Consider the following 25,061-nt stretch of genomic DNA (forward strand, 5'->3'; position numbering starts at 1 on the left):
TGTAGGACCGGGAACAGTCGGTGAACACGAGTACTTTTGCGGCCAAAGGAGTGTGAGTACTACCTAGAACGAAACTGGGTCGCAGCAGATGTCGTTCTGAGCGTTCAAAACGACATCTGCTGCGACCCAGTTGGGTTAAATCAGGTGGCCCGACCCCGGCTAGCCTTCAACTCCAAGTTTTGCCAGGATCAGCTCGCGGACGCGGCCGGCGTCGGCCTGCCCGCGCGTTGCCTTCATGACCCCTCCCACGATGGCCCCGATGGCCTGAACCTTGCCGCCGCGGATCTTGTCCGCGACGTCGGGCTGCGCGGCCAGGGCGGCGTCGATGGCCTCCAGCAGGGGGCCATCGTCCGAAACGACGGCGAGGCCGCGCTTCTCCACAATCTCCGCAGGTGTGCCTTCGCCGGCCAGCACGCCGTCCAGGACCTCGGTGGCCATCTTGTTGTTGATCTTGCCGTCCTCCACCAGCTTGGCGAGTTCAACAATGGTGGCAGGCTGGACGCCCAGCTGGCCGGGATCGACATCGGCGTTCTTGGCCCGGCCCACGATCTCGCCCATCCACCATTTGCGGGCCACGGAGGCCGAGGCGCCCGCGGCGATGGTTTCCTGGATCTCGTCCATGACGCCGGCGTTGACCACGTCGCGGAATTCAAGGTCCGAGTAGCCCCAGTCGGCCTGCAGCCGTTTCCGGCGGGCAGCGGGCGGTTCGGGCAGGGTGGCCCGGAGTTCCTCGACCCATTCCCGTGAAGGAACCACCGGTACCAGGTCGGGCTCCGGGAAGTAGCGGTAGTCGTCGGCGTCGGACTTGGCACGGCCGGACGTCGTGGTGCGTGTGTCCTCGTGCCAGTGGCGGGTTTCCTGCACTACCGGCTCGCCGGAGTCCAGGACTGCGGCATGCCGCCGGATCTCGTAGTGGACCGCGTGTTCGACGGCGCGCAGCGAGTTCACGTTCTTGGTCTCGGACCGGATGCCGAAGCGTTCGCGGCCGTGCGGGCGGAGCGAAACGTTCGCGTCGCAGCGGACGTTGCCGCGTTCCATCTTCGCGTCGGACACACCAAGGTTCTTGACGATCTCCCGGACCGCAGCCACGTAGGCCTTGGCGAGCTCGGGGGCGCGGGAACCTGCACCCTGGATCGGCTTGGTGACGATCTCCACGAGCGGCACGCCGGCACGGTTGTAGTCCACCAGCGAGAAGTCGGCGCCCTGGATCCGGCCGGTGGCCCCGCCCATGTGGGTCAGCTTCCCGGCGTCCTCCTCCATGTGGGCGCGCTCGATCTCCACGCGGAAGATCGTGCCGTCGGAGAGTTCGATGTCCAGGTAGCCGTCATACGCGATGGGTTCGTCGTACTGGGACGTCTGGAAGTTCTTCGGGGTATCCGGATAGAAGTAGTTCTTCCGGGCGAAGCGGCAGGATTCGGCGATCTTGCAGTTGAGCGCAAGGCCGATCTTGATCGAGGACTCGATGGCGGTTTTGTTCACCACCGGCAGGACGCCCGGCATGCCGAGGTCCACCTCGTTGACGTTCGTGTTCGGCTCATCACCGAAAACGTTGGGAGCCGAGGAGAACATCTTGGTTTTGGTGTTGAGCTCCACGTGGACCTCAAACCCCAGGACCGGATCGTACTTCTCCATGGCCTCTTCGAAGCTCAGGGTTGCGTCTGCGCTCATTATTTTGCCTCCTTGGCATCCACGAGCATCGCGGCGGGGTCGACCACCGGGGAGGCGGCCAACGACGGGGCCTGGGCCAGGAGCGGTCCGCCCCACTTCACCTCCAGCAGGGATTCCAGGACGGCACCCACCCGGTAGAGGCGGGCATCCTGGCGGGCCGGTGCCAGCAGCTGGATGCCAACGGGCAGGCCGTCCTCGTCAGCCAGGCCGCCCGGCAGGGACAGGCCGGGGACTCCGGCCAGGTTGGCGGGGATGGTGGCGACATCGTTGAGGTACATCGCCAGGGGGTCATCCAGCTTCTCGCCGAGCTTGAAGGCCGTGGTCGGGGCCGTGGGCGAGATCAGGACGTCGGCCACCGTGAACGCGGCGTCGAAGTCGCGCTGGACCAGCGTGCGCACTTTTTGGGCCGAGCCGTAGTAGGCGTCGTAGTAGCCCGCGCTCAGGGCGTAGGTCCCAAGGATAATGCGGCGCTTGACTTCGTCGCCGAAGCCGGCGGCGCGCGTGGCACCCATGACGCGTTCGATGGTCATGGGTCCGTCCTCGGGAAGGACGCGCAGGCCGTAACGGACGCCGTCGAACTTTGCCAGGTTGGAGGAGGCCTCCGACGGCATGATCAGGTAGTACGCGCCGAGGGCGTACTGGAAGTTGGGGCAGGACACCTCAACGATTTCCGCGCCTGCCTGCCTGAGCAGTTCCAGCGAGTCGTTGAAGCGGTTCTCGACCCCGGCCTGGTAGCCCTCACCGTGGAGTTCCTTGATGATGCCAATCCGCATGCCCTCCACATTGCCCAGCCGCGCGGCTGCAACGAGGTCTTCCAGGGGGTCGGGCAGGGAGGTGGAGTCGAACGGGTCGTGCCCGCCGATGACCTCGTGCAGCAGCGCGGAGTCCAGAACTGTCCGGGTGACCGGCCCGATCTGGTCCAGCGAGGAGGCCATGGCGATGGCACCATACCGTGACACGCTGCCGTAGGTGGGCTTGACGCCCACGGTGCCGGTGACGGCGCCGGGCTGGCGGATGGAGCCGCCCGTGTCCGTGCCGAGGGCCAGCGGAGCTTCGAAGGCGGCCACAGCGGCAGCCGAACCGCCGCCGGAGCCGCCGGGGATCCGGTCCAGGTCCCACGGGTTCCTGGTGGGGCCGTAGGCTGAGTGCTCCGTCGAGGAGCCCATGGCGAATTCGTCCAGGTTGGTCTTGCCCAGGATGGGCATCTTGGCGTCACGCAGCCGCTTGACCACGGTGGCGTCATACGGGCTGTGCCAGCCCTCAAGGATCTTGGAGCCGGCCGTGGTGGGCTGGCCAATGGTGACGATGAGGTCCTTGACCGCGATCGGCACGCCCGCGAGCTCGTGGAGTTCCTCGGCCGCGGCGCCGCCGGCGGCACGGATGGCGTCAACCTCGGCGGCGACGGCGAGCGCTTCCTCCGTGTTGACGTGCAGGAACGCGTTCACGCCGCGTTCGCCGCCGTCGACCGCTGCGATCCGGTCCAGGTGCGCCTGCACAACCTCGACGGAGGTGATTTCGCGGGCGGCGAGCTTCTCGGCCAGCTGGGCAGCGGAGAGGCGGATGAGCTGGGTGCTGTTAGTTTCAGTCATTGTGCCTTATGCCTCGTCCAGGATTGCCGGGACCTTGAAGCGGTTCTCGTCGGAATCCGGAGCCCCCGAAAGTGCCTGGTCCGCGGTGAAGGTGTGGCCCACGACGTCCTCGCGGAACACGTTGCTCAGCGGGATCGGGTGGGAGGTTGCCGGGACGTCGTCGCCGGCGGCTTCACTCACGGATTTAACTGACTCAACGATGACGGCGAGTTCGCCCGCCATCCTGTCCAGCTCTTCAGCACTCATCTCGATGTGAGCGAGCCGCGCGAGGTGCGCGACGTCGTCACGGTTGATCGCAGCCATGGATCTCCCCTGCAAGTTCGAATTGTTTTCCGGACCAGTCTAGTGGGGAAACGTCGGTGCCCGTCTGACGACCCCCAGCGGGCGTCAGACGGGCACGTCGGTGCCGTGGTCCCGGCCACGAGGGCAGGCCACAGGCAGCACAAGACTAACCGATACCAATGGCTCCAGTCAGCATTCCCACACCAAGCATTACGAGGGAGATGACGGCTGTGCGCCACAGCACCTTCTTGTGGTGGTCGCCCAGGTCCACCTTGGCCAGCGAAACCAGCAGCAGGATGGCCGGAACCAGCGGGCTCTGCAGGTGGAACGGCTGGCCGGTGATGGAGGCGCGGGCCATCTCGGCGGCGCTGATGCCGTAGTGCGCAGCGGTCTCGCTGAGCACGGGCAGGACGCCAAAGTAGAAGGCGTCGTTGCTCATGAAGAAGGTCATGGGGATGCTGAGGACACCTGTGATGACTGCCATGAAGGGGCCCATGCTCGTGGGGATGATCTGGACCAGCCAGGCGGACATAGCTTCCACCATGCCGGTTCCGGTCAGGACACCGGTGAGGACCGCGGCGGCCATGACCATGCTCACCACGGCCACGATGGACGGCGCATGGGCAATCAGCTGCGTGCCCTGTTCCTTGACGTTGGGGAAGTTGACGACCAGCGCGACGGCGGAGCCGACCATGAAGACGAACGGCAGCGGCACGAGGTCGGCCACGAGCATCACCATCACCGCGATGGTCAGGCCAAGGTTGAACCAGATCAGCTTGGGGCGCAGCGTGGAGCGGTTGGGGTCAAGGGCGGTGTCGGCCATTGCGGAGTCGTGCTCGTCCACGAGGATCTCCGTGCGCTCCAGGACTGCAACGGAACCGCCGACGGCGGGGCTTCCGGTTCCGGGGGTACGTGACCCCGTGCGGTTGGTTCCCGAACCGCCACCGGGCGTGCCGCCGTCGAACGCTTCCGGAGAAAAAGGTTCTGCCGTAGACGGCACGCTCCAGATTTCCGGCTCGGTGGCGCGCAGGCGGTTGCGTTCCTGCAGGCCCAGCAGCCAGGAGAACGCGAAGACCACCACGAGGCCGGCGATGAGGGACGGGATCATGGGAACAAAAACGTCGTTGACTTCAAGGTTGAGGGCCGTGGCGGCGCGGGCCGTGGGGCCACCCCACGGAATGATGTTCATGGTGCCGTTGGCGAGGCCGGCCACGCAGGTCAGGACCACCGGGCTCATCTTCAGGCGCAGGTAGATGGGCAGCATGGCGGCGGTGGTGAGGATGAAGGTGGTGGAGCCGTCGCCGTCCAGGGAAACCGCAGCTGCCAGGATGGCGGTGCCCAGCACCACCTTGGCGGGGTCGTTGCCCAGCTTGCGCAGGATGAACTTCACCAGCGGATCGAACAGCCCGACGTCGATCATCAGGCCGAAGTAGATGATGGCGAACATCAGCAGGGCCGCGGTGGACGTCATGGACTTCATCGAATCCAGGACCATGTCCCCGAGGCCCAGCCCGGCGCCTGCAAAGAGGCCAAAAACGGTGGGGACGATGATCAGCGCCAGCACTGGCGTCAACTTCTTCGTCATGATCAGCACCATGAATACCGCGATCATGGCGAATCCAAGTAATACCAGCACGGCCGGCTCCTTCTTGTGAACAGCGACACAGCAGTGTGACGCGTGCTACAGACGTTATAGTGGCGGCCGTCACCGCTGTGCCTTTGGCTCAATTGATTGGCATACTGCTTATTGCGAGCATTTTGCGCATTGTGCTCACGGCTTGCCGTCAGCCAGCCAACCCGGAAATCAAGGAGGATTATGCGACGTTCCGCGCCACGGCCGCCGTTGCGGTTCTCCACCCAGACACTTCTCCTGCAGCTCGGGGTGGTCCTTCTGGTGGTTCTGCTCAGCGCGGCGGTCCACGCCTGGCTGACCTACGACAGGATCGGCAGCGAAGCCGAAAACCAGGCCCTGACGCTGGCCCGGACTGTCGCCTCCGATGCTTCCGTCCGTGCCGATGTGCTGGCCATCAGTGAGCAGGCCGGCACTCCCCCGGCCGCCGAACTTGCCGCCGGACCCGTGATGGCCGCCGCTGAAGCCGCACGCACCCGGACCGGGGCCCTTTTTGTGGTGATCACTGACGAAACCGGTCTGCGGCTTGCGCATCCGGACCCGGCGCGCCTCGGCGAGAAGGTCAGCACTGATCCTTCCGAGGCCCTGGCGGGCCAGGAGGTGACCACCCGCAACACAGGGACGCTCGGCCCGTCAGCGGGGGCCAAAGTTCCGGTGTACGCGCCCGGCACGGACACCGTGGTAGGCGAAGTCAGTGTTGGCTACTCCATGGAAACGGTGGGCCAGAGCGTGCAACGGGACATCGGGCCTGTTGCACTCACCGCTGCCGGTGCACTGCTGGCAGGCGGGTTCGCGTCCTTCCTGCTGCGGCGCAGGCTGCAGCGCCTCACGCTGGGACTGGAACCGGAGGAGATCAGTACGCTGGTCCATGACCAGGTGGCGGTGCTGCAAGGCGTGGACGACGGCGTCATCGGAGTATCAGCCGACGGCAGGATCAGCGTGTTCAACCCCGCAGCCCAGCGGCTCCTGGGGCAGCCCGACCTGGCCGGGAGCCTGTGGGCGGACGCTCCGGTCCCGGCCCAGCTGAAATCCTTGACACTGCCGGACGCCGAAGAGGCGGACGCCATCGAGCTGGTCGCGGGCGGGCGCGTCCTGGTAGCCAGCGCACGGAAGGCACTCCACCGGCGCGAGGACCTGGGCTGGGTGGTGATGCTGCGGGACCGCACCGAGCTGCAGCACCTCACCCGGCAGCTGGACGCGGTGGGGACCTTGTCCACGGCACTGCGGGCCCAGCGCCACGAGTTTGCCAACCAGTTGCACACCATCGCAGGATTTATGAGCATCGGCCAGCACCACCAGGCCCGCGACTACCTGGCCCGGCTGGCTGCCACCGGCCCGCTGAAGTTCCCGGTGGACCAGGCCGAGCTGCTCCAGGACCCCTACCTTCAGGCGTTTGTGGGCGCCAAGGGCGTCGAGGCCGACGAGCGCGGAGTCACGCTCCGCATCGGACCGGAAACGCTCGTCCGCGGCCAGGTCACCGAGCCGCAGGACGTCACCACGGTGCTCGGCAACCTGATCGACAACGCCGTGAACGCCGCCGTCGCCGGCTCTTCCAAGGACCGCTGGGTGGAGCTGGAGGTGCTGGATGAACCCGACGACGGCGGCGGCACCCTGCACATCGTCGTCGCCGACTCCGGCGACGGGCTGGGCAGCGAAACGGACCCCGAAGTGGTGTTCGCGGAAGGATTCACGACGGCGGCCCCGGGGTCGTCCGCTCCCGCCCGGGCCGGCGGCCAGGGGCTGGGGCTCGCCCTGGCGCGGCAGCTGGCCCGACGCCGCGGCGGGGACGTCAAAGTACTGGAGCCGGGATCCATCGGCGGACCGGGCGCCGTCTTTATGGCTTCCCTGCCGAACACCACGGCCGGAATAACGCCCGGGACCAAGGCGGTAGGTGTGACCACGGCCCGGACCGACACCGCCGGTGCCAAGGATCCAGCTGGAGAGGACAACGATGCCTGAGGATTTCAGGGTGCTGATTGTGGACGACGACTTCCACGTCGCCAAGCTCCACGCCGCATACGTGGATTCGGCGGCGGGGTTTATGGCGCTGTCGCCGGTGGGTTCGGCGTCGCTGGCGCTGCAGGCGATCCACAGCCTGCGCCCCGACCTGGTGCTGCTGGACGTCTACCTGCCCGACGGGTCCGGGCTGGACCTGCTGCAGCAACTGGATGTGGACACCATGATCCTCAGTGCGGCCTCGGACGCCGCCTCGCTCCGGATGGCGTTCCGCCGGGGCGCCCTGGGCTACCTGCTGAAGCCGTTTACCGCCGAATCCCTGTCCCAGCAGCTGCGGTCCTATGCCCGGTACCGCCGTATTCTGGGCCAGCCAGGTGCACTGGACCAGGACGCGGTGGAACGGGCGAAGCGGGCCCTCATTCCAGGCGAGGCAGCGCCGTCGGCCAAATCCCGCTCCGCCACTGAATCCGCCGTCCTGGAGTCACTCGTCCCCGGCGAGCAGTATTCGGCCGCCGAAGTGGCCACCAGGGTGGGCGTATCCCGGGCCACGGCGCAACGGTACCTGTCCGCGCTGGCCGACGACGGCGCCGTCGACATCCAGCTGCGCTACGGAACCACAGGCCGCCCCGAACACCGCTACGGCCTCCCGACCGCCTGACCCACCCCCACCAAAGCGCGAACGTACACTTAAGCCCCCCATGAAGCGCGAACGTACACTTGAGGCCCCAAAAGCATCGTTTTTTGGGGCCTCAAGTGTACGTTCGCGCCGGGGTGGTGAGGGAACTTAGCTGGCGCTCTTCTGGGCTACGAGTTCGATCTCCACGAGCATCTTCGGGTCCAGGAACGGCAGGACGTGCACCAAGGAGAGAGTGGGGCGGATCTCGCCGAAGACTTCGCCGTGCGCGCGGCCCGCCTCTTCCCATTTGCTGATGTCCGTGACGTAGAGCTTGGACTGCACGACGTCGGCGAAGCTGAAGCCGGCGTCGGCCAGGACGGTGCCGAGCTTCAGCAGGATGTACTGGGTCTGGGTGTAGAAGTCCTCGCCCACAATGCCGTCTTCGCCGCTGGCGGCCGTGGCGGAAATGTAGAGCGTGTTGTCCACCTGGACGGCGCGGGAGTAGCCGAGAGTCTGTTCCCAGACGGAGCCGGTGCCGAATGTTTTGCGCATGGTGGGCCTTTCAGTCCTGAAATGAGTCGGCACCACTTTAGGGCGGCTAGACGTCCAGCCGGTAAACCAGCAGCTTTATGTCGGTACCGGGAATGAACCAGTCACGCTCCGGGACCCGCCGGAACCCGGTCTTCCGGTACAACCCGTGGGCGCTTTCCCACGTTTTTCCCGTGGTGAGCGCCACCGCCTTGATGCCATCCTGCGACCGTGCATGGTCGATGATGGCTTCCACCATGGCCTTGCCTGCACCACTGCGCTGCACTGCCGGGTCCACCACCAGCATCCGGAACTCCAGCTCATCGGCCAGGGCAATGTCCGCGTATGGCTCCCCAACCACCGCCAGCGTCACCGAACCCACAACCTGCCCGTCACGCTCGGCTACCCAGATGGTGGCCTTCGCCGCGCGCTCGGCGACTTCCTGGACCTGGCGCATGTACGGGTGGTCCGGACTGTCGAAGTAGCCCGCGGCCAGGTAGGAATCCCGGGTGATCCGGGCGATGGCGTCGTAATCGGCCTCGACGGCGGGACGGACGGTTATCTGCGGCTGCACCTGACAATGCTAGTCGCGGCAGTCCCCCGGGAACTGTTAATCAGGGCTTTCCGTGATTGAACTATCACGCAGTTCACAGCGGAAACTTCCCCGACAGCTCCAGGCTCGCCGCGCACGTCCATGCCGCCAGCCTGTCCCCGTCCTTGGGCCCTCCCCTGAGCGGGCTGGCAAGCCGCGGCCGCCGGACCCAGCAGCCGGCTTCCTCAGCGATCAGCGCACCGGCGGAGAAATCATGTTCATTGAGGCCGCGCTCCCCGAAGGCGTCAATGGTCCCGTCAGCAACCATGCACAGATCGAGGGCGGCGGAGCCCAGCCGGCGGACATCCGCGAAACCGTCCATGAGTCCGCCCAGGGCTGCGGCCTGTTGCGCGCGGACGGCTGGATCATAGCTGAACCCGGTGGCGAGGATCTGGCCCTTCCGCCCGGCCACCGGGCCTTCCAGCCGGCTCACCCTGCCCCGCGCCTCGAGCCACGCGCCGTTCCCCCGGGAGGCGTAGTACACGCGGTCCAGTGCCGGTGCGTGAACGACGCCGGCCAGCCAGGCGCCGTCGGGACCGGCCACCGCCACCGAGGTGGCGTAGTAGACGATATTCCGGATGAAGTTGGTGGTTCCGTCCAGCGGGTCGATGGACCAGCGGTAGCCGCTGGGAGCCTCGGGCAGGGTGGTGCCGTGTTCCTCTCCGGTGATGGTGTCCTGCGGCCGGGCAGCGGTGATGGCGCGCCGGACGGCGTCCTCGGCCGCGACGTCGTAGGCCGTGACCCAGTCACCCGCGTCGCCCTTGTTGGTGGCTCCCAGGGCGTCTCCGTTCCGGGAAGCCAGGACAGCGGCACCTGCCGCGGCGGCCTGCCGGGCAACCGCCAGCAGTTCAGCTGTGAGTTCGGGCTGGCTCATTCCGGCACCTGTTCCGGTTCGCCCGCTTCGGCAGCGGAAGAGGCGGCGGGGCCGTTGGCCAGCAGTTCGCGGAACCCGTCCTCGCCAAGCACCGGAATACCGAGCTGCTCCGCCTTGTCAAGCTTGGTGCCCGCGTTTTCGCCTGCCACCACGTAGCTGGTGTTTTTGGACACGGAGCCGGCTGCCTTGCCGCCGCGGGTGAGGATGGCTTCCTTGGCTTCGTCCCGGCTGAAGTTCGGCAGGGACCCGGTGACCACCACGGTCAGGCCTTCCAGCGTGCGGGGCGTGGATTCGTCACGTTCGTCCTCCATCCGGACGCCGGCAGCGGCCCAGCGGTCGATGATTTCGAGGTGCCAGTCCTCGGCAAACCATTCCTTGAGCGCAGCGGCGATGGTAGGACCGACGCCGTCTACATGGGCGAGTTCTTCCTCGGAGGCCTGCCGGATAGCGTCCATAGTGCCGAACGCCTGCGCGAGTGCCCGGGAGGCCCGCGGGCCAACGTGACGGATGGAGAGCGCAACGAGCAACCGCCACAGCGGCTGGGACTTGGCTTTTTCTAGCTCCCGGAACAGCTTCTCGGTTGTGGCTGTGGGCTTTGAGGGTGTTTTGGCCGTGCCTTTGCTCCAGAAATACGGCACCAGTTCAAACTCGCCGGTAGCCACGCCCTTGGAACGTTTTTCGCGCCTGATCCGCACATCCGCCAAGGACTCCGGAGTGAGGTCAAAGAGGGCGGCTTCGGTGGTCAGCGGCGGCACCTCGGGCTCGGCAGGCTGGGTGAGTGCGATGGCGGCTTCCCAGCCGAGTGCCTCGATGTCGAACCCGCCCCGGCCGGCCAGGTGGAAGACCCGCTCACGCAGCTGGGCCGGGCAGGACCGTGCGTTGGGGCAGCGGATATCAACGTCCCCTTCCTTGCCGGGGGCAAGCGGCGTTCCGCAGGAGGGGCATTCGGTGGGCATCACAAAGTCGCGGACCGGCGGATCCTGCTGGTCACGCAGGGCGACAACTGGGCCCACGATTTCGGGAATGACGTCGCCTGCCTTCCGCAGGACGACGATGTCGCCAATTTTCACTCCCTTGGATTTCACAACGTCCTGATTGTGAAGGGTGGCCATTCCCACTGTGGAGCCGGCCACCTTGACCGGCTCCATAATGCCGAACGGTGTCACCCGCCCGGTCCGGCCGACGTTGACGGCGATGTCCAGGAGCTTGGTGTGGACTTCCTCGGGCGGATATTTGTAGGCCACGGCCCAGCGCGGCACCCGTGTGGTGTATCCCAGCGCCCGCTGGGTGGCAAAGTTGTCCACCTTGACCACAATGCCGTCGATTTCGTGGAGGAGCTTGTGCCGCTGGTCACCGTACTTCCTGATGAAGCCGAGGACCTCGTCCAGGTTGCCCAGGACCTCGAAGTACGGGCTCACCGGGAGGCCCCATTTCTCCAGGAGGGCGTAGGTTTCCGACTGGCTCAGCGCGTCCAGGCCCTCGCGGGCGCCGATGCCGTGGACGAACATCCGCAGGGGACGCTTGGCGGTTTCGGCTGGGTCTTTTTGTCGGAGAGAGCCGGCTGCGGCATTCCGTGGATTGGCCAGCGGAGCCTTGCCCGCCTCGATCAGCTGTTCGTTGAATTCCGCGAAGGCTTTGGACGGTATGAAAACTTCACCGCGGATCTCCATTTCGGCCGGAAAGCCGGTTCCGCTGAGTTCCTGCGGGATTTCCTTGATGGTCAGGACGTTGTGTGTAATGTCCTCCCCCGTGAAACCGTCACCGCGGGTTGCTGCGCGTACCAGTTTCCCGTCGCGGTAGAGCAGGTTGACGGCCAGGCCATCGATTTTCAGTTCGGTCAGCCAGGCAGGTCCGGCCGTGCCGTTCCCGATTTTTGCGATGGACGCTTCGGCCTTGGCGAGCCAGGCCTCCAGCTCTTCAAGGGAAAAAACGTCCTCGAGACTGTACATACGCTGCAGGTGTTCGACGGCGGCGAACGCCGCTGAGACCTCACCGCCCACTTCCTGCGTGGGCGAGTCATTGGACACCAGCTCAGGGTGCAGGGCTTCGATCTCCTCCAGGCGGCGGAAGAGGTCATCAAATTCGGCATCCGAGACCAGGGGCGTGTCTTCCTGGTAGTACGCAAACCTGTATTTTCTGACCAGGTCTGCAAGGTTTTCGTACTCCTCGCGCACGGACCCGGAAGGGATCACCTCCGGATCGGTGATCCCGGGCTCAGTCCTGGTGGTGGTTTGTTCTGCGGGGCCTGATGCTGTGCTCACAGACCTATCTTGCCTCATGCCACGGACATCAGGCCGGAACTCCCGCAGGCCCCGGACACTGTGCTGTGTCCGGGGCCTGCGGTGCTGCGGGCAGCGCTGCGGTGGCTAGCGTGAAGCCTGGTCCTGCTCGTTGGCGTTCTTGGTGGCCTTCTGGCCTGCGTCCTTGAGCGCCTGGATGACCTGGTTCAGGGCCGATGTGTGGTTGCCTGACCATTCGCTGCGGAAGTTCTGCGCGTCCGGGCCTTCCCAGGTGGTGCTGTCCAGCACGCGGGTGAGGTTGGTCCTCTGCTGCTCGATCTCCGAAGCACCGGCCTGCAGCTTCGTGCCAAGAGTCCTGAGCTGCTCTACATCTGCGCCCCAAATAGCCATCAGTTTCTCCTCGTTTAGTCTTGGATCCGATCAAGGTCGGCATCCCCAGCGGCCCCCGGCTGATCCGGAAGATCCATTACCTAGAACCTATCCCGGCCCCAAAACACTGTCGATGGGGACCGCTGCCCATGCAGCACTCCCCTTCGCGGAGGTGGCGGGCGTCAGGCCCTAGTGGGCCGAGGTGCGGCTCCTGCTCCACCAGGCGAAGGAGATCCCGCCCAGTCCTATGAGCAGCACGCCGGCCGTGATCGGCAGAAGCCCCGTGTCGAAGCCGGGTCCATCGCCCTCAGAGACGGCCGCCGCGTGGGTGGGCTTGGCCGACTTCTTGATGGGCTTGTTCCAGTTGGACTCGGCCGACGGGCCGGCGGTTGACGGCGTGGGGCTGGGCGAGGCAGTGGTGGCCTCCGGCGCGGCTGTCTCTTCAACGGTCACGCTGGGTTGGGTCGCGGGCGGTGGCGCCGGTTCGGGCGCGAGGGTCGGCTCCGGCTCCGGTTCCGCCGGCACTTGTTGGGCCGGCGGCGCCGGCGCGGGAACTTCCGGCTGAGCCGGGACCGACGGTTCCTGGGTCTGGGTGGGCTTGGGCTCCGGCTTCTTGTCGACCTCGGGCCCGGTCGCCGGCTGACACGACGCACACGCTGTTTCGGTGGGCCCCGCCGTCGGCGATTCCGCGTACGCCGCCCCCACCCCGCCGACGCCGACTGCCAGTGCGATGCCAGCCGCAAGAGTCGCTGGGACGGCGCGAAGCACTGGGGAGAATCGGAGCATGGTTACCTTTTCGACAGCGCGCGGCACCCCCTCCGCGGCAACTAGTGTTCCCGGTAGTCTGCTACAACACGCCGAGTGGCCGCAAATCCCGAGGATTCACCGCCCTTCACGTATAAAGCCCGCCCCAGGCAGCGGTCACGAGGCGGCGGGAGCTGCCTTGGCGTGCTTTGCCGTGTCCCACGATGTGACCCACTGTCCGGGCCCTGCCCGTAGCCTTTACTCAGTGGGTGGAGGTCCGGCTCCGGCCCCACCAGGCGAAGGCCAGGCCGCCGAGGCCCACCAGCAGCACCCCCAACATAATGGTCAGCAACCCCGTGTCCCCGAAGCCGGGGCCATCGCCTGTGGAGACGGCGGCGGCTGGGGTTTGTTTGGTTGACTTGGTGATCGGTTTGTTCCAGTTCGATTCCGTGGAAGGGGCTGCGGCGGACGGAACGGCGCCCGGGGCACTGGTGGTCACTTCAGTGGGCATCTCCACAACGGGCGTCTCCTCGACGGCGGCTGCACCAGGCTCCGGGGCAAGGGTGGGAGCTGGCGCAGGGGCGGGTTCCGCAGGCAACGGCGGCGCTGGAGGTGCCGGGGCCGGCGGGGCGGAGGGTTCCTGCGACGTGGGTTTCGGGCGAGGAGTGCGTGGATCGTCGGGGTCAGGTTCGTACTGACCCGGAAGGCAGATCAGTCCGCAGGTGGGTGTTGGTTCGGACGTATCAGCGTTCGCAGGCGCCACTGCGCACAGGCCTGCCGAAAGCGCCAAAACCGCAGCTGCCGCCGTCGCGGGCAGGGCACGGAGCGCGGACGGCAATCGTTTCATGAATACCTTTTTCGACAGCGCGCGGCCCCCTCCGCGCCGAACTATTTTCCCCGGCAGTCTGCTACGACTGCTCCCTGTAGTCTGCTATGCCACGCCGAAGAGCCCCAAATCCCCCGGGTTTGGGGCTCCCCCACGCCTGCTCCGGTCCCTTCTAATCCCTGTTTTCCGGTGGCAGGGCGATCTGGAGTTTGCGTGCCTTGCCGCGGCCCACAATGTAGCCGCGGCCCGGAATGAACTCCGGGCTGACCCGGCCCAGCGAGGTGTTGAGCAGGCTGTCCCCTTCAATGTCGCCGGGGTTGACGAGCAGTCCCCTGCGTCCGGATTTGAAGGGCTGCGAGAGCGACCAGGCCGAGGACCAGGTGGACGTTTCGGACTCGCCGATCACCCACTGGTCGGCCTTGATGGACGCCGTCACGAGCTGCGCGACCCCGGATTCCGCCACCGTGTCCGTGAACTCCGTCAGCCCCTCGATAAAGATGGCCAGCCTGCCGGGGTTGCCGGAGGAGTGCTCAGTCAGGTCCTCAATGATTTCGGCAAGGTCGTCCGCCCCCACAACGGAGCGGTTCCAGAGGGGCAGCGAAGCGACGGCGGACCGGCGGGAGCCGATGTAGACCAGTTCGGTATCCGGGTTTGAGCGCCGGAGCGCATACGCCAGCGTCACGAGGGCAACGGTCCGGCCTGATCCGGGAGGACCGGCAAGGAGCAACGGGCCCTTGGCCATGATTTCGGCGGGCTGCAGCGTTTCGTCGTCGACGCCGATGACCGGAAGGTCAGGACTGCCGGCGGGCAGCACATCCAGGTCAACCTGGTCCGGGAGCCGCTGGATCCGGGGGGCCCTGTCCAGCCCCTGCCGCAGCATGGCTTCGCTGAGTTTGTGCACCTCTCTGGCCTGCAGGGCAAGGTTGGAGTCGCCTCCCAGCACTGCGAGCTGGACTTCGTGGCCGCCCAGCAAGCCCCGCCCGGGAGGTGAGCTGCTGGTGAGGACGTCCTTGGGAACGTCCATGGACAGGTAGTCGTCCTCCGAGGACAGGCGCAGGACCAGGCGGCGCTGGATGGAAGCAAGCAACGACGCCGGCACGGCGTTGGGACGGTCACCGGTCACTACCAGGTGGATGCCCAGGGGACGGCCGTCGGTGGCCAGTTGCAGGAAGATGTCCCACAACGCGGAAAGGCGGCTGTATTCGTACGTTTCACGGAATGATGTCATCCCGTCCACCAGCACAAAGATCCGCTTTTCGTCCGGCCGGCCGGCCAGTTTCCGGTATTCCACAATGGTGGAGGCCCGGACCTCGGCGAACCGGGCGGAACGTTCGTCGGCGATGTCCCGGAGCAGGCGCAGCAGACGCCCGACTCGTTCCACGTCGTCCCCGCCGATGACCTCGCCGACGTGCGGCAGCTCCTCAAGCATCTTGAGCCCCGAGGATCCGCAGTCGATGCCGTAGACATGGACCGGTCCGCCGCGGGGCGTGACGGCCGCGGCGATGGCGATTCCGCGCAGGGCCGCAGACTTGCCGGAACCACCTGTGCCGTAGATGGCCATGTTGCCGTCTTTGTCGGGTTCGTAGAACACGGTGGGCTGGTCCTGGCGGGCGGGATCATCCGCGACGCCGAGCAGCAGACGCTCGTCCGTGCGGGGATTCGGCAGCTTCGAGAAGTCGTACGTTTTGGCCAGTTCGTCCAGCCAGGGCTTGCGCGGCGGACGGATCGCGAGGGATTCAGCGGCCCTGACAATGTTCGCCGTCATCCGGGCGATGTCGTTGGGGCCGGCGGGTTCTTCCCGGACAGGTTTTTCCGGCGCGGGGACGTCCCAGGCGGGTCCGGATCCGAACGCCATCTCCACGATGTCGATCTGGGGCCGCTGGGGTTTTTCGGTGGTCCACCCGCCGGCGTAGCCGGTTTGGAATCCCTGGATCCGCCCGGGCCCGGTCTTGGCGGCGCCACGGCCCGGGATCGACGGATCGAAGTACGCAGCATCGGGCACGCCGAGGATGTCGCTGGCGTCGTCCTCGTCCGCCATGCGCAGGGCGACACGGAGGTTGGTGTTGGCCCGAAGACTGTCCTTGATCACTCCGGCGGGGCGCTGCGTGGCCAGGATCAGGTGCAGGCCAAGGGACCGCCCGCGGGCTGCGACGTCCACCACGCCGTCGACGAATTCGGGAACCTCGGTGGCCAGGGCGGCGAATTCGTCCACGATGATGATCAGGTACGGCGGGGCGTCGGGGTCGGCTTCGCGCTGGAGGGCGAGCAGGTCCTTGGCCTTCTTCCGGTTCAGGAGGTGTTCACGGTAGTGGAGCTCGGCCCGGAGGGAGGTCAGGGCGCGGCGCACCAGGTGCTGGGAAAGGTCCGTGACCAGTCCCACGGTGTGCGGCAGGTGAAGGCAGTCGGCGAACGCGGCGCCGCCCTTGTAGTCCACAAACAGGAAGCTCACCCGGTCCGGGCTGTAGGCCGCGGCCATGCCCATGACCCAGGACTGCAGGAACTCGGACTTTCCGGCACCGGTGGTGCCGCCCACCAGTGCGTGCGGGCCCTCGTTCTTGAGGTCCAGGTACAGCGGTTCGACGCCCTTGGAACCGACCAGGGCGCGGAGTGTTCCGTTATCCTTGCGGTTCGCAACAGCCGTGGCATGGACGGAGTTGTTCTCTGTCCAGCGTTCCGCCACGGCCTGCGGGTTGTCCAGGAAGTCCTTGCCGATAAGGGTGGCATAGGAGACGGCCCGCGGAAGGTCGGAGTCATCGCTGATCGGCTTGCCGACGTCCACCACCGGGGAAAGCATCCGGGCCAGCTGGCCGGCGAGTTCGGCGTCCAGGCTTTCGCAGCTCACAGGGTAGCTGTGGCGGCCCAGCCGGACCTGGCCGGTGGTGGTGCCGTGGTCGCCGTCCACCACCATGAAGTCGCGGCAGGCGGCAGGAAGCGCCTGGATGTCGGTGGCCACCCACATGACGTGGACGCCCGAATCAGGTCCTCGTTCCGCGAGGCGGGTCAGGCGCCCCCGGTCAACGGGGGCATCGTCCTCCACAATGACCAGTACGGCCGGCAGCATTGGCCCCGGTACTTCGTCCTTGGCAGGGTTGATGTCCGGGCGCAGGTCCGGCCCGGACCGCCCCGCTGCTGCTTCCCTGGCGTCCAGCAGGTCTTCCAGACGGGCCAGGAGCGACGAGCCGCTGGCCGAGCCGGCGGCCAGGTGGTCGCCGCTGAGCGGGCTGTGGCCAGACCCGACGTGGGGCAGCCATTGCAGCCAGTTCCATCGTTCCCTGGACTGCGCGGACGTGATGGCCGTGACCACGGCCTCTGCGGGCGAATGGAGGCCCACCAGCTGCAGGACCATGCCGCGGGCCACGTCGTCAACCAGGCCACGGGCGCCTGCGACACCGAATGAGCCCGCCGTCCGCAGCTGCGACACAACGGGCACACCTTCAATGTCCTTGAACTGCCTTATGCAGTCCTGGATCTCCCGCATGTATTCGACTTCGGTGCCGTTGTCGGCCGGCTCTTCGAACATGATGCGTGACGGCGCCGTGCCCAGTCCGAACCGTAAGCCCAGGAACCCCTTATGCTCGGGGCGGTGCGTCCAGAGCAACGGGCCGAGCTTGTAAATGGAGTCCACGGTGTCGCTGACGGAGGGTGCTTCCTGCAGGCGTACGGCGCGTTCCACATGCTGCAGTTCGGTGATGTCCTGCCGGAAAGCGGCCATGGAGGCCCGGAAATGTTTGAGCTGTTCCTTCTGCAGACGTTTGGCCTGCATCTTCTGGTCCACGTAATGGCCCACGATGAACAGCGGCATCATGGCCATAAAAACCACCGAAAGCATGTTCCGGGTGACGGCGAACAGGACCGCGCCCATGATGAGCGGGGCAAGCAGCATGATGTACGGGAAGGGCTGGTGGTCTGGCCGTTTGGGTCCGGCAGGCAGGACGCGTTTGGGCGCGTCGAAGCGCGGGACCACCCGCGGGGAACGGTTGAAATCGACAAGGGGCGACGTCGGTGCTGCCGCATGGTTGCGGCCCAGCGGCACCACTGTCACGGTGGTGTCGCCCAGGGTCACCGTGTCTGAGGAGTTCAGCGTGGCCCGGGTGACCGGCAACCCGTCCATCAGGAGGCCGTTTGCCGAGTTCGTATCCACGATCTCAATGCTCTCGCCCACCGTGATGCGGGCGTGCCGCTTGGACGTGAGGGGGTCGGAGAGCCGGATGTCCACGTCACGGTCGCGGCCGATGTAGCTGGTGCCGGAGGGCAGGGAAAACTCCTGGCCGACGTCGGGACCCGAAAGGATCCGCAAGGTGGCGGCCGCGGGGCCCCGGCTGGCGCCGGGGACGTCGAAGTGCTCGCTGACCTGGGTCAGCGACACCACGGACCCGGGCCGCAGGCCGGATTCGAGGAGGTTGTCGGTGCGGGTCAGGACGTTGCCGCGCATCCCGCCGGCCACAAACGCCTCATCGATCCGGAGGGAGAGCTTGTCCGGCGCCGGAGTCCCCTTCCGGTCCGGATCCGCCGCCCAGAGCTGGGTGGCGATGTCCGCCACTGTTGCCAGGCCGTCAACGGTGACGGCGAGATCCTTGGTCTCCGCCGGGTCCCGGCGGAGCGTCAGCCGGATTCTCATCCTTCGTCCACGCCCCTCATTTTTTCAAGCAGGTACAGGTCATCAGCGGTGACCAGGTGGGATGTCACGGCGTGCTCCACGAGCCTGGCGCGCCTGTTGGTGGCGAGCTTTCCGCCCCCGCCGCGCAGGCCCACAACGCCCACCCGGTCCAGCTTGTCGCAGACATTGTCCAGTTTCCGGTTGAAGCGGGTGAGGGCCCAGCCAAGGGTTTTGGCTGCGGCCGCCGAGGACGGGATCGCGCTGAATCCTGTTCCCTCGCGGCGGAGCATTGGCTCGGCGAGGGCCACGATGAGGGCTTTTTGGGAGTCGGTGAAGACCACCGGCCCGATGGTGGTGTCCCCGTTGCTGTCATCGTCGCGTGCTTCCTGCCGGAACGAAGGCGTCTTAAGGTGGACGGCGAATTCGTAGGTTGTGGGACCGGCCGTGAAAATGATGTTGGTGTGGCTGAACACCAGGGGTATGCGGGCTCCCGGCGAGAGCCAGGCCTGCATGCCGCCCGAGCCGTCTGCAACGGTGGCCGAGAGCATGCTGCCCACGTTACTGAGCCACCAGATCCCGTCATAGCGGGCCACCTGCAGGAATTGCCGGTGCAGGTACGGGTTGTCGTCCACTTCAAGGTCGCCTTCGCGGCCGATGTTGAAAACGTCCTCGTCGGATGGTTCATACCATTCGCCACAGAAATCTATTGCCAGATCCCCCATTTTCCGTGCCTCCTTTAGGGCAGTAAATCTGTGTATCCCTTGTTCCCTGGTCAAAATGCCCTGGCGCAGGCGATGGACTCTTGTTCCATGGGCGAAGACGCACCATCGGAACGGACGATAATCACCTGGATGCAGGTGGGCTCCGACGGGTTGGGTTCCACCTGGACCTGGTTTTCGGCAGTGGACTGAAACTCACCGTCGCCCCCCAGCGGATAGATCCGCCACTTGTAGGTGTCGCCATCCTTGGGCTGCGGGTTGGACCAGTAGAACGTAAATTTTCCTTCGGAATCCGAGACACCGTGGAGCAGCTCAACGTCCGGCACGGTGCCGTTGTCCAAAGGGTCCGGAGGGGGCGCGCTGGCCTGTTCCGTTTCCGCGACTTTCGGGGAAGGGGCGGTTGATGCCAGGACAATCCCCACGATCACGGCGAGGACCAGCACCGTGGCACCCGACACGGCGAGCCACAGATTCCTCTTGCCGTGATCCGGGGCGGGCTCCGCGACGGGTTCCTCAGTACGGGCCGGACGGCTGACGGTCGCGTCAAGTTCTGGCTCACGACGGCGGGACGAACCCGGACCGGCTTCCCCTCCTTGGCCTCCCGCCCGGGCCGGCAGCAGCCCGGGACGCTGGATGGTGGCATCCTGCGCGCCCACGGCTGTCCCGTAGTCGGATGCCGCGCCCCGCAGCATGGTGGCATGTGCCCACTCAGCGGCCGGCTGGCTACCGGTTTGGGGGCCGGCGAAGAGGTTGCCGGGGACCTGCGGCTGAACGGGTGCTCCCCGCCCCTCCGGGGGTTGCAGCGGGACCGCCTGCAGAGCCGACGGTTCCGCCGCAGGCGGGTGCGGGGTCTGTGACTGTGGGGCAGGCTGCCCGCCGGCAGGCGGATACGACGCCGGGGCTCTGTCCGTGCCCTGCGGCCGGGTTCGCGCCGGGAAAGTGGGGGCGCTGCCGGTCCGTTCCGGGTCGATGGCCGCTATGCTCCGGACACGGGTTTCTTCGTAGCCGTCGTCCGGGTGGCTCTCCTCGGGGTGCGGCTCCTCCAGCACTTCGAACGGCGTGACCGACAGGTTCAGTTCGGCCTGGATACGTTGCAGGGCCAGGGCGAAGGCGTGGGCGGAGGAATATCGGGATGCCGGGGATTTGGCCATGGCCGTGGAAAGCGCCAACTCCAGCGATTCCGGAACGTCCGCACGGCCAAGTCGTGGCAGCGACATGGTGCTGATGCGTGAAATGAGCTCCCGCTGTGAGTTGTCAGCCCCGGGCATCACGAACGGCGACCTGCCTGCCAGCAGCGTGTACAGCGTCGCGCCGAGCGCCCAGACATCCACCATGACGCCGTCGGTACCGCCGTCCGTGAACTGCTCCGGCGGGGACCACGGGATGGACATTCCGGCGTCATCATCAGCATCGGAACCGCCCAGGGTTCCGGAAATACCGAAGTCCGTAAGCGCCGGCCGGTTGTAGTCGGTCACCAGGATGTTGGCGGGTTTGATGTCCCGGTGGGCTATACCGGCACGGTGTGCAGTCTCGACGGCGGAGGCCACCTGGATGCCCACCGCCAACACCTCGTCGACGCTGAAGCGCTGTCTCCTGTACCGCACGTCCAGGCTGGGGCGTGAGCAGTACTCCATGGCCAAATAGGAGTGTCCGGCGTCGGTAACCTCGGCCTCGTAGATGGTCACGATGTAGGGGTGCGAGGACAGTTGGGCCATCAGGTTTGCCTCGGACTCGAAGCGGCGGCGCGCGCCCTCCGTCTTCAGGTCCGAGAGCAGGACCTTGACGGCCACCCTGCGCCGGGGCCGGTCCTGTTCGTAAAGGTAGACGTCTGAGAAGCCGCCCGAACCCAGCAGGCTGATGTAGGTGAACCCCGGGATGTGGGGCGGCGGCGCAACGGGCCGTTTGGAACTCAAAGAATCTCCTCAAAGCGCAGCGAAATGCCGTCACCCAGTTCTGCGATGTCGCCATCCAGCAGGATGGCCATTTCGTTCTGGGCCAGGCGCCTGGGCTGCTGGCCTTCCCGGACCAGGACGGTGCCGTTGGTGGCCTTCAGGTCGCACAGCATCACATGCCAGCCCTCAAGACGCACCTCCACATGCGAGCGGGAGATATCGCCGCTGGGGCTGGCGACCTGTACCAGCCGCGGCATCACGCCGCCCTGGACGCGCGAGACTGACGGCTGGCGGCCGATCACCAGTGACTGGTCGAGGTCCACGAGCTCCCCGCTGGAAATCCGGACGCGGCCAAGCCGGGGCCGGGATACCTGGACGGCGTCGGACGGCAGAGTCTGCCCGCACACCGCACATTGCGCGTGGGTGGGCGGATTCGCGTGGCCCTGCCCGCAGACCCGCGCCAGCACCATGGGGCCGGCGGATCCCGAGGCGTCCGTACCAGCAGCGGGGGGCACCGGATGCCCGGCCATCCCGGCGAGGTCGCCTTTCATGATGGTCTGGCCATCGTGGTCACCGTCATCACTGGACGGCGCGGGCACCCCAATTCCCCCACCGGTGTTCCACGGCACCGAATCGATCAGTCCCACAGACGGTGCGGGTACTGGTTCCTGTGCCTGCAACACAGTTGACGGCGTTTCGTCGGCGGACGGCACGTCTGCAGCCTGCGCTGCGGCAGGTTTTCCTGGCTCGGCGTGGCCAATCAGGGCCTCGGGATCGTCGCGGACAGCAGCATCTTCTATGCTGCGGACCACTGTGCGTTCCCAGAGATGATCGTAGGTGCTGGTCTGCTCAGAGGCCGGCACTGCCTGGTCCGACGGCGGCTCCTCCTCCGCAGGGGCGACAGCGTCGCCGGCATGCAGGACTGCCTCCTCAGCCGTCCCGGCGCCCGGGTCTTCGGCGGGAAGGTCGTCGAACTCTTCGTCCAAGATGCCGATGACGGTTTCGGCCGATGCACCGTGCTCGGGGGTATCCGTGGAAGGAGCGCCCCCAGCCTCGGCTGCCGGCGACGGTTCCCCAAACATGTCCGGCTCCGGCTCGGATGCCACAGCAGTCCCGGGATTACCGGCCGGCGTTGCCGGCTCCGCTGCCGGTGCTGCGGCTAAGGCTACAGGTGCAACAGCAGGCACCTCAACCGCCGCAGGGCCGTCACCAACGGGCGCTGCAACCGCAGGCATCTCAGCAACCGGCAGTATTACCGCAGGCACTGCAACCGGCGTTAAGGCAGCAGCGTCAGCGGTGCCGTCCAGGTCCGCCGTCAGTGACTGCAGCAGGACCACGCCCTCCTGGAGGGGCAGCGCCTTGCCTGCGGTCTCATCGCCCGGAACGCTGATGCGGTACCACTCGGGGGCAGCGAGGTGCCGCTCGGCCCACGTTGTCACGTCACGGCCGTGAAGCTCCAGCGGCCCGCCGGGCAGCTGCACTGTCAGGTCGATGTCTCCGCGCAGGAAGACCCGCAGCGTGTCCTTGAAATCAACGATCCCGAAGGGCGGAACTTGGGCCAGCGACACACCAAAGCTGCTGGTGACCGCATGGAGCAGCTCGTGGACTTCGGGGCCGCTTTCCAGCAGCGCCCACAGGGAGTGGACCAGCTGCGGGGGCGTGTCAGGTCCCAGAAGAACGGCCGTGCGGGACCGGACAATGCCATGCCAGGGGCCTGGCACGTAGTTATTCGCGGCCATCTGCAGGCTCCCCGCTTTCATCCTCGCCTGCCGTTGCCGGCCGGGGCGCCTCCACGACCTGGGACCGCGGCAGCGTGATCTCGTCCTCCGCGTCGGAACCTGGCCGCGGCGCGGTGGTGGCGATGCCGCCGTCGTTCATCACGTTCTTTGCGTCCACCACGATGACCGTGACGTTGTCCCGGCCGCCGTTCCGGAGGGCCGCCTGGATTAACGCATCCACCGCGTCCTGGGGATGGCCCACAGTGCTGAGGATCCGGAACATGTGCTCGTCCGACAGCTCGGCATTGAGCCCGTCCGAGCAGACCAGCATACGGTCCCCCTCCTCCACCGGGAGCAGCCAGTAATCGGCTTCTGTCTCATCCCCGGCGCCGAGGGCACGGGTCACTACATGCCGGCGCGGGTGCACTGTTGCCTGCTCCGGCGTTATTTCGCCGGCATCCACAAGTTCCTGGACCTCGGAGTGGTCAACGCTGACCTGGGCGAACTGGCCCTGGCTCAGCCGGTAGGTCCGTGAATCACCGATGTTCATGACAAGCCAGTAAGGCATGCCCATCTGTTCCACCACCACGGCGCCGGTCAGGGTTGTGCCGGCCCGGGCGCCGGTTGCCTCCCGGATCGAGCTGTCGGCCTTCATCAGGTACTGCTGGATAACGGCGGCCGTGACGCTCCGTTCACCGGTGGCCAGTTGCGGCATGGCAGCCAAGGCGCGGACGCACATGCCGCTGGCAATCTCTCCGGCCTCGTGGCCTCCCATCCCGTCGGCCACGGCAAAAACCGGATCGGAAGCAATAAAGGAGTCTTCATTGAGTTCGCGCCGCAGCCCTCGGTCGGTTCCGTAGCCGTAGCTCAGGCTCAGCCCGGAGTCGTGGCCTGCGGCGGCGGGAACGCTGGCGGCTTGGGAATTCATGCCTGTCCTAGGTGGAAGGAGCGGTCACCAAAGTGGACAGTGGATCCCGGGCTGACAAAGGCGGGCACGCCCGGCTGGAGTGGGGTTCGCAGGCCGTCCGGAGTGGTGACGGCGCTGCCGTTGGTGGAGTTCCGGTCCGTTACCCATACGCCCGCGCCGTCCGTGAGGACGTGGAGGTGTGTTTTGGAGATCGACCGGCCGGGGTCGTCCACGGCCAGCAGCTGGGCGTGCTGCTCGCCCGACTGGCCCACGGGGTTACGGCCCACCAGGACGTTCCGGTCAAGTTGGAAGTCCCGGCCGTCGTCGAGCCTGATCCGCAGGACGGCCACCGGGGCCGGCTCACGGAATCCGCCGCGCATCTGCGTGCGGTCATGGTCGTCGTCGGGGTGGGCTGCGGCGGGCTGCTGCGCAGGTGCCGGGTACGCGGCCGGAGCAGGGTGGGCTGCCGTGGCCGGCGCGGCGGGCGGTACAGCAGTGGGAGCGGGTGGTGTGAACGGCTGCGGAGCGAAGGCCTGGGAAGCGGCGTCCGGTGCCCGGTCAGCCGGCCGCCCCGCCGGGGGCTGCGACTGGATGGGGTTGAGGGGAGCCTGGGCGTTGATGACCTGCGGCGTGTTGGCTGGGCCGGCCACGGGAGAGGCAACCTGCTGCACGGGCGGCAGGTCCAGCGGCGCGAAACTGTAGGGTCCCTGGATACCGCCCGTGGCAATGGGGTTCCGTCCGGCCTTCACGTCAAAGACAAGGGTTTTCGCGGCGGTGTCGTGCCAGCCCCGGAGTCTGCCGTTCCTGTCCCAGGTGTTGGACACCACCACAAGCACCGCCCAGCCGGCACCTGCCAATGCCAGGGGCGCCAGGATGAAGAGGGCTGCGTCGAACCACTTGAAGATGACTACCATCGCTGCTGCAACAACCGTCAGCAGGATCCCGGCTCCGGTGATAAGGCCGCGGAGGAACACTCCTCCCGCGCCCGGTGCGTAGCCGTCGCTGTCGGCACTGCGGATGCCCATGAGCCGGTTTCCGATGGTGATTCCCGAACGGCCCTCCATGCCCAGCAGGACAAACGTGTAAGCGACGGTCAGCCCCAGGCCGGTGCCGCCAAACAGGACCAGGGACCCGGTGTCATAGATAATGAATCCACCGCTTTGGGTGCGCGTCACCCCCGCGAATCCGATGGCGAATGCCACCACCAGAACCGCCGACGGAGCGAGCCAGTCCAGCACGGCAGCCCCCAGCCGTTTGCCCGCCGTGGCCGGAACAAGCCCGAGATTCACTGCCATGCCCGTTCCTCCCCCTTGA

19 protein-coding genes are annotated in these 25,061 nt (G+C 66.6%); 2 read left to right on the plus strand and 17 right to left on the minus strand.

The features are described from left to right. Positions 1-159: 159 nt before the first annotated feature. From gatB to AU175_RS04390, 4 genes are all read right to left on the minus strand, one after another. Positions 160-1,668: an Asp-tRNA(Asn)/Glu-tRNA(Gln) amidotransferase subunit GatB gene (gene gatB, locus AU175_RS04375; RefSeq protein WP_066286148.1), complete on the minus strand. Its 1,509-nt coding sequence runs from the start codon at positions 1,666-1,668 to the stop codon at positions 160-162. After that, positions 1,668-3,257: an Asp-tRNA(Asn)/Glu-tRNA(Gln) amidotransferase subunit GatA gene (gene gatA, locus AU175_RS04380; protein ID WP_066286150.1), complete on the minus strand. Its 1,590-nt coding sequence runs from the start codon at positions 3,255-3,257 to the stop codon at positions 1,668-1,670. The genes gatB and gatA overlap by 1 nt, the downstream gene beginning before the upstream one ends. A 6-nt stretch (positions 3,258-3,263) precedes the next feature. Continuing rightward, entirely contained in the window at positions 3,264-3,560 is a 297-nt protein-coding gene (gene gatC / locus AU175_RS04385; protein ID WP_066286151.1) for an Asp-tRNA(Asn)/Glu-tRNA(Gln) amidotransferase subunit GatC, read from the minus strand. Between the two features lie 145 nt (positions 3,561-3,705). Continuing rightward, entirely contained in the window at positions 3,706-5,175 is a 1,470-nt protein-coding gene (locus AU175_RS04390) for a CitMHS family transporter (RefSeq protein ID WP_066286153.1), read from the minus strand. 180 nt (positions 5,176-5,355) lie between these two features. On the opposite strand from AU175_RS04390, the gene AU175_RS04395 reads away from it, so the two are divergent. Together AU175_RS04395 and AU175_RS04400 are read left to right on the plus strand one after the other, a co-directional pair. After that, on the plus strand, positions 5,356-7,128 hold the full coding sequence (locus AU175_RS04395) for a sensor histidine kinase (RefSeq protein WP_066286154.1): 1,773 nt from the start codon (positions 5,356-5,358) through the stop codon (positions 7,126-7,128). After that, on the plus strand, positions 7,121-7,783 hold the full coding sequence (locus AU175_RS04400) for a response regulator (RefSeq protein WP_066286155.1): 663 nt from the start codon (positions 7,121-7,123) through the stop codon (positions 7,781-7,783). The genes AU175_RS04395 and AU175_RS04400 overlap by 8 nt, the downstream gene beginning before the upstream one ends. 126 nt (positions 7,784-7,909) lie before the next feature. Here AU175_RS04400 and AU175_RS04405 read toward each other — a convergent pair whose 3' ends face one another. From AU175_RS04405 to AU175_RS04465, 13 genes are all read right to left on the minus strand, one after another. After that, positions 7,910-8,293, minus strand: a complete 384-nt coding sequence (locus tag AU175_RS04405) for a RidA family protein (RefSeq protein ID WP_066286157.1) — start codon at positions 8,291-8,293, stop codon at positions 7,910-7,912. Between the two features lie 46 nt (positions 8,294-8,339). Further along, complete coding sequence (locus AU175_RS04410) at positions 8,340-8,843, minus strand: GNAT family N-acetyltransferase (RefSeq protein ID WP_066286159.1); 504 nt, start codon at positions 8,841-8,843, stop codon at positions 8,340-8,342. A gap of 73 nt (positions 8,844-8,916) precedes the next feature. After that, on the minus strand, positions 8,917-9,735 hold the full coding sequence (locus tag AU175_RS04415; RefSeq protein WP_066286160.1) for an inositol monophosphatase family protein: 819 nt from the start codon (positions 9,733-9,735) through the stop codon (positions 8,917-8,919). Continuing rightward, positions 9,732-11,996, minus strand: a complete 2,265-nt coding sequence (gene ligA / locus AU175_RS04420; protein WP_066286162.1) for an NAD-dependent DNA ligase LigA — start codon at positions 11,994-11,996, stop codon at positions 9,732-9,734. Before ligA ends, AU175_RS04415 begins: the two co-directional genes overlap by 4 nt. A 105-nt stretch (positions 11,997-12,101) precedes the next feature. Further along, on the minus strand, positions 12,102-12,365 hold the full coding sequence (locus AU175_RS04425; protein WP_066286164.1) for a WXG100 family type VII secretion target: 264 nt from the start codon (positions 12,363-12,365) through the stop codon (positions 12,102-12,104). Positions 12,366-12,533: 168 nt separating this feature from the next. Beyond that, positions 12,534-13,130 (minus strand): hypothetical protein, encoded by a 597-nt coding sequence (locus AU175_RS04430; protein WP_066286166.1) that lies wholly within the window; start codon positions 13,128-13,130, stop codon positions 12,534-12,536. 220 nt (positions 13,131-13,350) lie between these two features. Continuing rightward, positions 13,351-13,935 carry a hypothetical protein gene (locus tag AU175_RS21615; protein ID WP_156642177.1) on the minus strand — a complete coding sequence of 195 codons (585 nt, stop codon included), beginning with the start codon at positions 13,933-13,935 and terminating at the stop codon, positions 13,351-13,353. A 151-nt stretch (positions 13,936-14,086) separates the two neighbouring features. Then, entirely contained in the window at positions 14,087-18,532 is a 4,446-nt protein-coding gene (locus AU175_RS04440) for an FtsK/SpoIIIE domain-containing protein (RefSeq protein WP_066286170.1), read from the minus strand. Then, a complete protein-coding gene (locus AU175_RS04445) occupies positions 18,529-19,233 on the minus strand; it encodes a hypothetical protein (RefSeq protein WP_066286172.1) in 705 nt (234 codons plus the stop codon). The genes AU175_RS04440 and AU175_RS04445 overlap by 4 nt, the downstream gene beginning before the upstream one ends. A 50-nt stretch (positions 19,234-19,283) precedes the next feature. Next, the gene (locus tag AU175_RS04450) at positions 19,284-21,143 is read right to left on the minus strand and encodes a serine/threonine-protein kinase (protein ID WP_066286173.1); all 1,860 of its coding nucleotides are present in this window, start codon (positions 21,141-21,143) and stop codon (positions 19,284-19,286) included. Continuing rightward, on the minus strand, positions 21,140-22,861 hold the full coding sequence (locus AU175_RS04455) for an FHA domain-containing protein (RefSeq protein ID WP_066286175.1): 1,722 nt from the start codon (positions 22,859-22,861) through the stop codon (positions 21,140-21,142). The genes AU175_RS04450 and AU175_RS04455 overlap by 4 nt, the downstream gene beginning before the upstream one ends. Further along, positions 22,848-23,768 (minus strand): PP2C family protein-serine/threonine phosphatase, encoded by a 921-nt coding sequence (locus AU175_RS04460; RefSeq protein ID WP_066286177.1) that lies wholly within the window; start codon positions 23,766-23,768, stop codon positions 22,848-22,850. Before AU175_RS04460 ends, AU175_RS04455 begins: the two co-directional genes overlap by 14 nt. Continuing rightward, positions 23,765-25,042, minus strand: a complete 1,278-nt coding sequence (locus AU175_RS04465) for an RDD family protein (RefSeq protein ID WP_082979194.1) — start codon at positions 25,040-25,042, stop codon at positions 23,765-23,767. Before AU175_RS04465 ends, AU175_RS04460 begins: the two co-directional genes overlap by 4 nt. Positions 25,043-25,061: the final 19 nt, after the last annotated feature.

Origin of the sequence: Arthrobacter sp. B6 (assembly GCF_001663775.1) — a bacterium.
Classification (GTDB): Bacteria; Actinomycetota; Actinomycetes; order Actinomycetales; family Micrococcaceae; genus Arthrobacter.

Excerpts from the sequence above, each read along its gene's own strand:
- gatB (WP_066286148.1), bottom strand. The coding sequence starts at position 1,668 with ATGAGCGCAGACGCAACCCTGAGCTTCGAAGAGGCCATGGAGAAGTAC.
- gatA (WP_066286150.1), bottom strand. The coding sequence starts at position 3,257 with ATGACTGAAACTAACAGCACCCAGCTCATCCGCCTCTCCGCTGCCCAG.
- gatC (WP_066286151.1), bottom strand. The coding sequence starts at position 3,560 with ATGGCTGCGATCAACCGTGACGACGTCGCGCACCTCGCGCGGCTCGCT.
- AU175_RS04395 (WP_066286154.1), top strand. The coding sequence starts at position 5,356 with ATGCGACGTTCCGCGCCACGGCCGCCGTTGCGGTTCTCCACCCAGACA.
- AU175_RS04400 (WP_066286155.1), top strand. The coding sequence starts at position 7,121 with ATGCCTGAGGATTTCAGGGTGCTGATTGTGGACGACGACTTCCACGTC.
- AU175_RS04405 (WP_066286157.1), bottom strand. The coding sequence starts at position 8,293 with ATGCGCAAAACATTCGGCACCGGCTCCGTCTGGGAACAGACTCTCGGC.
- AU175_RS04415 (WP_066286160.1), bottom strand. The coding sequence starts at position 9,735 with ATGAGCCAGCCCGAACTCACAGCTGAACTGCTGGCGGTTGCCCGGCAG.
- AU175_RS04425 (WP_066286164.1), bottom strand. The coding sequence starts at position 12,365 with ATGGCTATTTGGGGCGCAGATGTAGAGCAGCTCAGGACTCTTGGCACG.
- AU175_RS04430 (WP_066286166.1), bottom strand. The coding sequence starts at position 13,130 with ATGCTCCGATTCTCCCCAGTGCTTCGCGCCGTCCCAGCGACTCTTGCG.
- AU175_RS21615 (WP_156642177.1), bottom strand. The coding sequence starts at position 13,935 with ATGAAACGATTGCCGTCCGCGCTCCGTGCCCTGCCCGCGACGGCGGCA.
- AU175_RS04440 (WP_066286170.1), bottom strand. The coding sequence starts at position 18,532 with ATGAGAATCCGGCTGACGCTCCGCCGGGACCCGGCGGAGACCAAGGAT.
- AU175_RS04445 (WP_066286172.1), bottom strand. The coding sequence starts at position 19,233 with ATGGGGGATCTGGCAATAGATTTCTGTGGCGAATGGTATGAACCATCC.
- AU175_RS04455 (WP_066286175.1), bottom strand. The coding sequence starts at position 22,861 with ATGGCCGCGAATAACTACGTGCCAGGCCCCTGGCATGGCATTGTCCGG.
- AU175_RS04460 (WP_066286177.1), bottom strand. The coding sequence starts at position 23,768 with ATGAATTCCCAAGCCGCCAGCGTTCCCGCCGCCGCAGGCCACGACTCC.
- AU175_RS04465 (WP_082979194.1), bottom strand. The coding sequence starts at position 25,042 with ATGGCAGTGAATCTCGGGCTTGTTCCGGCCACGGCGGGCAAACGGCTG.